Annotated in this window: 4 protein-coding genes and 1 pseudogene; 1 reads left to right on the top strand and 4 read right to left on the bottom strand. The window is 66.5% G+C overall.

Features of this window, described 5'->3' with window-relative positions:
• The coding region (locus J4Z35_RS09785) for an integrase core domain-containing protein (protein WP_208065546.1) at positions 1–167 on the top strand (167 nt) is incomplete at its 5' end.
• A 405-nt stretch (positions 168–572) separates the two neighbouring features.
• On the opposite strand, the pseudogene J4Z35_RS09780 reads toward J4Z35_RS09785, so the two are convergent.
• The 4 genes and pseudogenes from J4Z35_RS09780 to J4Z35_RS09765 all read right to left on the bottom strand — a co-directional run bounded on the left by J4Z35_RS09780 (position 573) and on the right by J4Z35_RS09765 (position 6,130).
• Positions 573–1,592, bottom strand: a pseudogene (locus J4Z35_RS09780) (transposase).
• 940 nt (positions 1,593–2,532) lie between these two features.
• Entirely contained in the window at positions 2,533–4,194 is a 1,662-nt protein-coding gene (locus J4Z35_RS09775) for a ubiquinol-cytochrome c reductase cytochrome b subunit (RefSeq protein ID WP_006946606.1), read from the bottom strand.
• Complete coding sequence (locus J4Z35_RS09770) at positions 4,191–5,300, bottom strand: Rieske 2Fe-2S domain-containing protein (RefSeq protein ID WP_006946571.1); 1,110 nt, start codon at positions 5,298–5,300, stop codon at positions 4,191–4,193. The genes J4Z35_RS09775 and J4Z35_RS09770 overlap by 4 nt, the downstream gene beginning before the upstream one ends.
• Positions 5,301–5,350: 50 nt before the next feature.
• Positions 5,351–6,130, bottom strand: coding sequence for a cytochrome c (locus J4Z35_RS09765; protein ID WP_006946652.1), 780 nt, complete (start codon positions 6,128–6,130; stop codon positions 5,351–5,353).
• Positions 6,131–6,157 lie beyond the last annotated feature (27 nt).

Genomic DNA, 6,157 nt, shown 5'->3' with positions numbered 1-6,157 from the left:
TCCACGACAGCCCGTACAAGACCATCGCCGACGTCGAGTACGCCACCGCCGGATGGGTCGAGTGGTACAACAACCGAAGGCTCCACTCGTCTCTGGCCATGACCACCCCGGCCGAGTACGAGACCGCCTACTACGCCAACCTCAACCGAGAGTTGGCACCCGCATAGGAGCGGCACGAAACCCGGGACGCTTCAATGTCCACACCGAACGCCAAGCCGTCCTGGATGCGCAGTACGCCGCGAACCCCGAACGCTACCGAGGCCGGCGCCCCATCGCCGCCACAACACCCGAAATCACCCAACTCAACCCCACGTGACTCCAATCAGGTTGACAGCTTCCGCACGTTTGCGATTTCCGTCCCCCTTTCGCCAATGACGTGCCCATCTGCGAATCGCGTCGGCAACTGCGAAGCACGATCAAACTACTGCGAAGCACGATCAACTCACGCAGCGGATCTTGCGAGAGTGCGGGGATCGCGGCGGCTCGCTCGCGCTCGCGCGCGTCGCTCCTGGGCGCGCCGGCGGTCAAGTCTCTGGCGGTGGTGTAACGGTGTGTTCCTTCGCGGGGTGGGTTCAGGCGGTGAGTGCGGGCATGGGTTCGTGTCCTGGCTCGGTGGGCGGGTCGGTGAGGATGGCCGCGTGTGAGCGGGCGAGGACGTCGAGGCCGAGGTAGCGTCGTCCTTCGGCCCGTTCATCGGTTTGTTCGGCCAGGATGGCGCCGACGAGATGCACGATCGCGTCGCGGTTGGGGAAGATTCCGACGAGTTCGCGGCGTCGTGAGTGCGGCATCGTTGCCAGCTCGCGGCGGGCAGGTTCGCGCTGATCGCTTCGCACAGACCGGTGGGCCTCGCTGGTGATGAGCAGGACACTGCTCGGGCCGCGGGCGACGAGGTCGGCGAAGAACTCGTTCCTCGCTGACCCGGTTTCGCTCGTGGCCACGCGCAGGCCGAGCACTTCACGGTGGCCGTCATTGTTGACGCCGGTGGCGAGCGAGACGACGGTGTTGATCACGCGGCGTCCTTCACGCGCGTTCATCGTGAGGGCGTCGGCGGTGACGAACGTGAACGGGCCTGCATCGTCGAGGGGGCGGTGGCGGAAGTCGTCGTGGAGCGGGTCGAGGTCGGCGCCCATACGGCTGACCTGGGACTCGACGGCGCGTTGGTGCCGAGGGTTTTTCGCCAGCTTGGGGGTATCACCCGCTACGAACCCCGCGTCGCGCGCAGCGGGGGAGCCCTGCGGTGCGTGGACACGCCGGCGAGGTAGCAGTCAGCGGCGACCGTGATGAGTGCGGACTCGGCTCGTTTGCGTCGTTCCATGAGCCAGTCCGGCAAGTAGGCGCCTGAGCGCAGCTTCGGCACAGCCATGTCGAGGGTGCCGAGGCGGGTGTCGAGGTCGCGGTGGCGGTAGCCATTGCGGTGGGTCGTGCGTGTCGGGCTGGGTAGGCCCCACTCGGCGCCGATCACGGCGTCAGCGTCGGCGGACGGCAGAGCGTTGAGCAATGGTTTGCGGCAAGTGGCGCGCATCATGTCCGGCTGGCTTCGTCCAGGGCTTCGCCCAGAACGCTGGCAGGTCGACAATGTGAGGTGCGGATATCGGGATGACTTTGTTCGAGGATTCTGTAGGAGGTTGACTCGAATGATCACGCGGTGGCTGCGCCCACGTCCAAGAGGCCGGGGGCGCGACGACCGGTGTTTCACCACAATCAGGGACTCATCTGCGCCGCGGCTACGCTGCCGGCACAGCAGGCCAGGGCCAATCGCCGCCGTCATCGCAGGGCACCGACGGGCGACTTGCTGGGCGCGCCGCCGTCAGCTCAGGCGCAGGACCATGCAGAGACGCTGCTGGGCGCCCGCCGCCTCTCACAGCGTGGTGCGCGCTCCTTGCTTCCCGAGGCGGCGCCCTCATGCCCGCTTGCAGGGGTGCCCGGTCGCAGGCGGGGGGGCAGGGAAGGCTGGTAGGGCGTCGGCCGCCTCCCCACGGCCTCCAGCCGTTGAGCGACGACCGGGGCCGGGATGAGAGGACGAAACGGCCCCGGGCACGATGGCGACATTGTTCTGACGTGAGTATGAGGCGGCTCCGGGCACGATGGCGACATTGCCCTGACGTGAGCACGAGGCGGCTCCGGGCACGATGAGCGAACGGCTCCGGCCGCCGAGCGAGGCACCGCTGTACGGCACGATGAGACGGGGGAGAATCCCTCCGGACCACGTGGACGCATGAGCTGATGCGTGGGCGACACCCTCACGACCGGTGACGAATGCGAGACAAACGCGGGCGAGGGGGATCGAGGCGATGCGGTGCGTCCAGCGCACCATCCCCGGGCGAGGCCGGGAGCATCGCGGAGCGCCGTCACCCGAAGCGCGTGGCGACCTGGCACCCGCAGACGCCTGCACCCGGGAAGCTGCCCTTCCTCCCTGGCCGGCCCACCTGAGGTGGCCATGGAGCGTCGTCCTGACGCCTCCCGGCCGAGATACGCCGAAGGCCCCCGACATCAGTGATGTCGGGGGCCTTCGGCGTTATCCTCGCGGGCGACTCAGTGAGCGCCCTCGAGAGCGTGGTCGTCACCGTGGTGGTGAGCTGCCTCGAGCTCGGCCGGAGTGACGGGGGCGATGCTGTCCTTGTAGTAGAAGTTGGTCCAGCGGTTGCGACGCTTCGCCTTCCTCCGCTCCTTGCCCGAAAGACCATCGAGCTCGATCTGGCTCGGAGTACCGGCCTCGTAGCTCACGAGCTGCCAACGCGTGTACTCGTCGAGCGGCTCGTGCGCCTCGAAGAATCGACCCTCCGGCGTGCGGATGACGCGTCCGGACTCGCGCCCGTGCAGCACCAGGTCGCGGTCGCGACGCTGCAGGCTGAGGCAGATGCGCTTCGTCACGAGGTAGGCGAGGATCGGGCCGAGGAAGACCATGACGCGGAAGAAGTACGTGATGTCGTTGATCGACATGTGCAGCTTGATCGCCATCAGGTCGTTGCCGGCCGCGAACATGAGGACCGCATAGAACGTCGCGAACGCCACGCCGATCGCCGTGCGCGTCGGAGCGTTGCGCGGACGGTCGAGCACATGGTGCTCACGCTTGTCGCCCGTGACCCAGGCCTCGATGAAGGGGTAGACCGCGATGGCGCCGAAGAACAACGGCAGCAAGGCGATCGAACCCGGGAAGATGTTCATGCTCCACGTGTGGCCGAACAGCTGGAACTCGAACACGCCGGGCAGCAGACGGAGAGCACCGTCGGCGAAGCCCATGTACCAGTCAGGCTGCGAACCGGCCGTCACCTGCGTCGGCTCGTACGGTCCGTACATCCAGATCGGGTTGATCGTGATGAGACCCGAGATCAGCGCCGTGATACCGAACACGACGAAGAAGAAGCCACCGGCCTTCGCCATGTACACCGGCATGAGGGGGAAGCCGACCACGTTCTTGTCGGAGCGGCCCGGGCCGGGGTACTGGGTGTGCTTGTGCACGACGAGCAGGATGAGGTGTGCGGCGAGCAACGCGACGAGAATCGCCGGGATGATGAGGATGTGGAGCGTGAAGAAGCGGGGGATGATCATCTCGCCGGGGAAGCCGCCACCGAACAGCGCGTACGAGATGTACGTGCCGACGATCGGGACCGAAAGGATGAAGCCCTCCATGGCGCGGATACCCGTACCCGAGAGCAGATCGTCCGGGAGCGAGTAGCCCATGAAGCCCTCGATGATCGCGAGCATGAACAGCAGGGTGCCGATGACCCAGTTGATCTCGCGGGGCTTGCGGAACGCGCCCGTGAAGAACACGCGGAACATGTGCATCATGATCGACACGATGAACAGCAGCGCCGCCCAGTGGTGGAGCTGACGGATCAGCAACCCACCACGGATGTCGAACGAGATGTCGATCGCGGAGGCGTAGGCCTCCGACATCTGGATGCCCTGCATCGGGACGTACTGACCGTTGTAGATCGTCTCGCCCTGCGACGGCACGAACCAGAACGTGAGGAACGTACCGGTGATCATGAGGATGACGAAGGAGTACAGCGCGACCTCACCGAGCATGAAGCTCCAGTGGTCGGGGAACACCTTCTTCATGAGGAAGCGAACGCCCTTGGCGCCGCCCGTGCGCTCGTCCAACCAGTTGGACATGCCAGCCAGGCCGCCCTGCGGGTCCTGACGCTGTGTTGTGGGGTGCGTTGCGCTCGCGGAAGAGGCAGCGGTGCTCATGACTTGAGTTCCTTCCCGTTGTCTTCCCAGAAGCTCGGGCCGACCGGGCGCTTGAAGCCCTGGTCAGCAACGAGGTAGCCCTCGTCGTCGACCGAGATCTTCAGCTGCGGCAGCGGACGCTTGGCGGGGCCGAAGATGACCTTGCAGTCATCCGTCATGTCGAACGTGGACTGGTGGCACGGGCACAGCAGGTGGTGCGTCTGCTGTTCGTACAGGCCGACGGGGCAGCCGACGTGTGTGCAGATCTTGGAGTAGGCGACGATGCCGTCAACACCCCACTTGCGCTGACGCTCCGACTTGATCTTCTCCTCGTCGAGCCGCACGAGCAGCACGGAGGCCTTCGCCTTCTCGTTGAGGGGGTGCTCCGTCGTGTTGATGCCCTCCGGCAGGACGTGGAAGACCGAACCCAGCGTGACGTCCGAGGCGCGGATCGCGGTGCCCTCGGGGTCGCGCATGAGGCGGCGGCCGCGGCCGTTGATCTTCTCGTCCCAGAGCGTCGTCGCGAGGTCGTTCTTCGGCATGGGGCCGAGACCACCGAGCAGCGGAAGAGCCACCGGGACGGCGAACAGACCGAGAGCGCCACCGAGCGTCCACTTGAGCAGCGGGCGACGCTTCAGCTGCGCGGCCTCCGCGCCACCCGTCATGATCTTGGCGGCGGCTTCCCAGGCCTCGTCGTCGGACTTGAGCTCGTGCCGCTCCTCGACGACCTCTTCGTCGGGCATGATCGTCTTAGCCCAGTGGATGGCACCCAGGCCGATGCCCAGCATGGAGATCGCCATCGTGAGGCCGAGAGCGAAGTGCAGCGCCTTCATCGGGCCGATGAAAGGAACCGAGATGATCGACTCGCGGCCGACCGCGAAGTAGCAGACGACGAACGCGATCGTCGCGATCATCGAGAGCAGGAACAGCATGGCGACCTGGCGCTCGGAGCGCTTGGCCGCAGCCGGATCCTCGTCACCGAGACGGTGGACGTGCGGGGGCAGGCCCGGGTCGGAGAAGTGCTCGGGTAGTGCGCCCGAACGCTCGACGTGCCCGTCGTTCGGGCTCACCGGAGCGTTGTCCGGGTGGCCGTCACCGGGGAGCGCATGCGCGCCGGTTTCATTCATTTCGTTGCGTTTCCTGTCTGACGAGTCAGAGCCGAAGCGGGGGAATTTCATCACGCTGCCTTACGTCCGAGCCAGACAGCCACCGCTATGCACAGGCCGATGCCGAACGTCCACACGAACAGACCCTCGGAGACCGGGCCGAGGTTGCCCAGGGTGTGACCACCCTGCGCAGGCTGCTTCTCGATGTCCTTGAGGTAGGTGATGATGTCCTTCTTGTCCTGCGGCGACAGGTTCGTGTCGTTGAACACCGGCATGGACTGCGGGCCCGTCTGCATGGCCTCGTAGATGTGCTTGCCCGAGACGGACGTCAGCGGCGGCGCGTACTTGCCTCGCGTCAGCGCGCCACCCGAGCCGGCGAAGTTGTGGCACATGGCGCAGTTGACGCGGAACAGTTCGCCACCCTTGGCCGAGTTGCCACCCGGGGTCGTGTACTGCTTCTCGGGGACGTTGGGACCGGTGCCGAGCGAGGCCACGTAGGCGGCCATCTGGGCGATCTCCTTGTCGCTGAACTGCTTCGTGTTGCGCTGCGCCTGCGTGTTTGGCGCGGCGAGCGGCATGCGGCCGGTGCCCACCTGGAAGTCGACGGCGGCAGCGCCGACGCCCACGAGGGAGGGGCCGGCGGACGTGCCGGTGGCGTTCGTGCCGTGGCAGGTCGAGCAGTTCGCGAGGAACAGCTGCTTGCCAGCGTTGACGTCACTGGCGGACGTCGTCTCGGCCTTGGCGCTCTTCGGCGCGAAGGCTGCGTACAGGCCACCGGTGACGACCAGGGCCAGCAGCAGGACGACGAACAGGGAGGCCGGGTGTCGGCGGCGGGCGGCGAGAGTGCTCACAAGGACATCCTGTCGGCGGTCGGGGGA

Origin of the sequence: Dermacoccus sp. NHGro5, assembly GCF_017565385.1 — a bacterium.
GTDB lineage: Bacteria > Actinomycetota > Actinomycetes > Actinomycetales > Dermatophilaceae > Dermacoccus > Dermacoccus nishinomiyaensis.
The sequence above is the reverse complement of the archived record's forward strand: the minus strand, read 5'-3'. Positions and strand labels throughout refer to the sequence as shown.

Coding starts and splice junctions, on each gene's coding strand:
- J4Z35_RS09775 (WP_006946606.1), bottom strand. CDS start 4,194: ATGAGCACCGCTGCCTCTTCCGCGAGCGCAACGCACCCCACAACACAG.
- J4Z35_RS09770 (WP_006946571.1), bottom strand. CDS start 5,300: ATGAATGAAACCGGCGCGCATGCGCTCCCCGGTGACGGCCACCCGGAC.